Genomic DNA, 3414 nt, shown 5'->3' on the forward strand with positions numbered 1-3414 from the left:
GAAGTGTTTAGGGTTCAAGCAACCAGCCGTAGTGTTTAAAGAAATGTGCTTAGTTGCTTGAAGTGAAAGTGTCGCACTTCGGACTTGAATTCAGGGATAAACAGTATAATATCGTCAAACCCATATAAGATTAAGGCAGTAAAGTCGGAGGAATTCATAAGAATTGAGGAGAAATTGTGATCAGGGTGCAACCGCAAATTAAAGATGACACACATCTCCATTCATCCCGCATAATATTGGCTATTTAAGTACTATAAAGACAAATCAAACGTAGAGGTCGATTCTTCCAATTGCTGCATAAACCCACGTATTAGCTCATGAACTTTCATACACTCAGGACGTTCCAAGTTGTCTACTTTTGACCAAAGAGCAATATCTCTTCTTGGCCCTTGGGGTCCTGATACTTGGATCATTTGATCCATATCAACCTCCCCTGTCATTAAGGCTAAACGAGCAGGTAGACGAACCAATACATCAGACGTATTTAATAGATGTAAAACCGAGCGAATACTTCCCGTAAAAGCCATACTGGCGGCTTTGAGCCCAATAAGTTCACTAGGACGATCTAGAAAGCCAGCATTTGCTCCAGCCACTATCCAATTTTGCTTCTCTAAGGTTTCGTGAGAAACAACCTTACTCGCACCTCTAAGAGCCGACTTTTTCCCCACAAAAACACCAGATCTATCTCGAAACAACAGCTGCCTATCTAGAGTTCCTTGTTTAACTGAGAGATGCGCGGGTGCTAATAAAAAATCGAGTTCACCATTTTGCAATAGCTCTATTTGCGCAGCAGCAGAGCCAGTCCGGAAATGGAAAACATAATGCTTTTCTTGCATAAAATAAGCTGTTGTGTGCGCAACTGTGGCAAACTCCCAAAGCGGATCAATACCAATGACAAACTCATTGTGATAACCGCTATGGAACTGTCGAATGACCTCTTCACCTTGTTCTGTTTCAGCCAAAATCCTTTCGCCAATTTGCGCTAATCTTGCACCAATTTCGGTAGGCTGTACGCCATAACGCGTTCGAACCAAAACTGGTGCGCCAACTTTCATTTCTAATTGCTGAATACTTCGCGTCAATGTTGGCTGAGTTATGTATAGCTGCTCACAAGCTCTACTGAGAGAGCCTTGTTTCACAACAATAGCCAGTTGCTTCAATAAGTTGGGATTCATCTATACGTTTTCTATTAGTCTTACGTTAAAAATCTATTTTTACTTATATCTTGATTACATTAAAGTCATTTCTATTACAGACGGCAAGTCTTTTAGCGCCAAATAAGAAATAGACAAATATAAGAGGATAATCCATGCAATTTTATCAACAAGGCTTTCACCCCGGTGACCCTAGAATTACCGATCCAGCAGATAGAGTGATCGCTCCGCCTTTAAAGCACTCACTACCATCAAAAGTCGATGTAATGATTGTGGGTTGCGGTCCAGCAGGACTTAACCTCGCAGCACAGCTGTCGAAATTCGCTTCTATTTCTACCTGCATTGTCGAACAAAAAGACGACCGTTTATTAGTCGGTCAAGCTGATGGTATCGCATGTCGTACCATGGAAATGTTTGAAGCCTATGACTTCGCAGATCAAATTAAGCAAGAAGCCTACTGGGTAAACGAAACCGCTTTTTGGAAACCTAATACTGAACAACCAAAGCAAATTGCACGCAGTAGCAAAATTCAAGACGTGGAAGATGACTTATCTGAAATGCCTCATGTCATCATCAACCAAGCCAGAGTGCATGATGCCTTTCTTGATGTGATGCGCCACGGGCCAGGAAAAGTCGTTCCTCATTACTCCCGCCAACTACTCAATCTTGAAGTCGATTCAACAGTCACAGACTACCCGGTGACACTGACGTTTGAACGCTTAGACTCTCAACATCTTGGCGTGATCGAGACGGTTAAAGCCAAATACGTGGTTGGGTGTGACGGTGCTCGGAGCACAGTACGTAAATCCATTGGCCGTGAATTGGTCGGCGACTCTATCAATCAAGGATGGGGCGTTATGGATGTATTGGCAGTAACCGACTTTCCTGATATTCGCCTAAAATCAGCGATTCATTCCAGTAATGAAGGCAACATGCTCATCATTCCGCGCGAAGGCGGTTACATGGTGCGCTTGTATATTGAGCTGGACAAACTAAAAAATAATGAACGACTCAGCAAGCAATCAATCACAACCGATTACCTTATTACTGCAGCAAACCGCATCATGCATCCGTACACCATTGAAGTGAAAGAAATCGCTTGGTGGAGCGTGTATGAAATCGGCCAGCGGCTTACTACCGCATTTGATGACGCCGAAGATGGTCGATTACCTCATGTATTTTTAGCTGGCGACGCTTGTCACACTCACAGCCCAAAAGCGGGACAAGGACTGAATACTTCAGTCAATGACACATGGAATTTGGGCTGGAAACTTGCCCATGTGCTAACAGGAAGAGCAAATGCAGAATTACTGCAGTCTTATTCTTTCGAAAGACAAACTGTGGCTCAGCAATTAATCGATTTCGATCGCGAGTTTTCGAAAATGTTTAGCGCCAAACCTAAATCTACGACCAATCCGGATGGTGTTGATCCAACCGCCTTTCAGCAATACTTTGTTCAATTTGGTCGCTTCACCGCTGGTACCGCCATTCACTATCCGCAGTCAGACTTGGTATCGTCTGGACAACATCAAGGTTTAGCAACAGGACAAACCATTGGTATGCGTTTTCATTCTGCCAAAGTAACTCGCCATGCTGATGCGAAACCAGTACACCTTGGTCACAGCATGAAAGCTGATGGTCGTTGGCACATTCTCGCCTTTGCAGGAGAGCAAAACTTCATGAGCGATACTTGCAAAGTTAAAGCGCTATGCGAGTTTTTACAAAACAATCCGTCATCCCCTATCCAGCGTTTTACACCAAAAGATGCAGATATCGATGCCATAATCAATGTGCAAGCTGTCTTCCAAGTACCTCATCGGGAAATAGAAGTAGCCGATATTCATTCGCTTTTACAGCCATCAAAAGGCTGCCACGGGTTAAAGGATTATGAAAAAGTCTACAGTGCTATTTGTGAAGAAAACTCTTTCTATGATAAACGCGGAATTGACAAGCGAGACGGCTGTATTATCATCGTTAGGCCAGATCAGTATGTTGCAGAAATATTGCCGCTCAGCGATCACAGCGGATTAACAAATTTCTTTAAGAGAGTGTTCATTCAAAGCACTTAATTCTTAATATTAATTTGGTTACAACATACTCCTCTCTTCTTATTGCTATAGAGAGGAGTAATAAAAAGCTGTTCAGCAAAATCCCCCATAGATTAAGGAAACTGCGATTAAGTCCCCAATATGAGACAATGCCGATCTGACCATTACCTCAAGACCGAATGACATGAATCAGCTTTCCTTCGCCGATACCG

Annotated in this window: 2 protein-coding genes; one reads left to right on the forward strand and one right to left on the reverse strand. The window is 43.0% G+C overall.

What is annotated here, in order from left to right; translation table 11 throughout:
- Window positions 1–251: 251 nt before the first annotated feature.
- Window positions 252–1175 (reverse strand): LysR family transcriptional regulator, encoded by a 924-nt coding sequence (locus DFP77_RS19285; RefSeq protein ID WP_114413794.1) that lies wholly within the window; start codon window positions 1173–1175, stop codon window positions 252–254.
- A 134-nt stretch (window positions 1176–1309) separates the two neighbouring features.
- Here DFP77_RS19285 and DFP77_RS19290 point away from each other — a divergent pair, with 134 nt between their 5' ends.
- The gene (locus tag DFP77_RS19290) at window positions 1310–3223 is read left to right on the forward strand and encodes an FAD-binding monooxygenase (protein ID WP_114413795.1); all 1914 of its coding nucleotides are present in this window, start codon (window positions 1310–1312) and stop codon (window positions 3221–3223) included.
- Window positions 3224–3414: the final 191 nt, after the last annotated feature.

Origin of the sequence: Marinomonas foliarum, from assembly GCF_003337275.1 — a bacterium.
Lineage (GTDB): Bacteria > Pseudomonadota > Gammaproteobacteria > Pseudomonadales > Marinomonadaceae > Marinomonas > Marinomonas foliarum.

Coding starts and splice junctions, on each gene's coding strand:
- DFP77_RS19285 (WP_114413794.1), bottom strand. CDS start 1,175: ATGAATCCCAACTTATTGAAGCAACTGGCTATTGTTGTGAAACAAGGC.
- DFP77_RS19290 (WP_114413795.1), top strand. CDS start 1,310: ATGCAATTTTATCAACAAGGCTTTCACCCCGGTGACCCTAGAATTACC.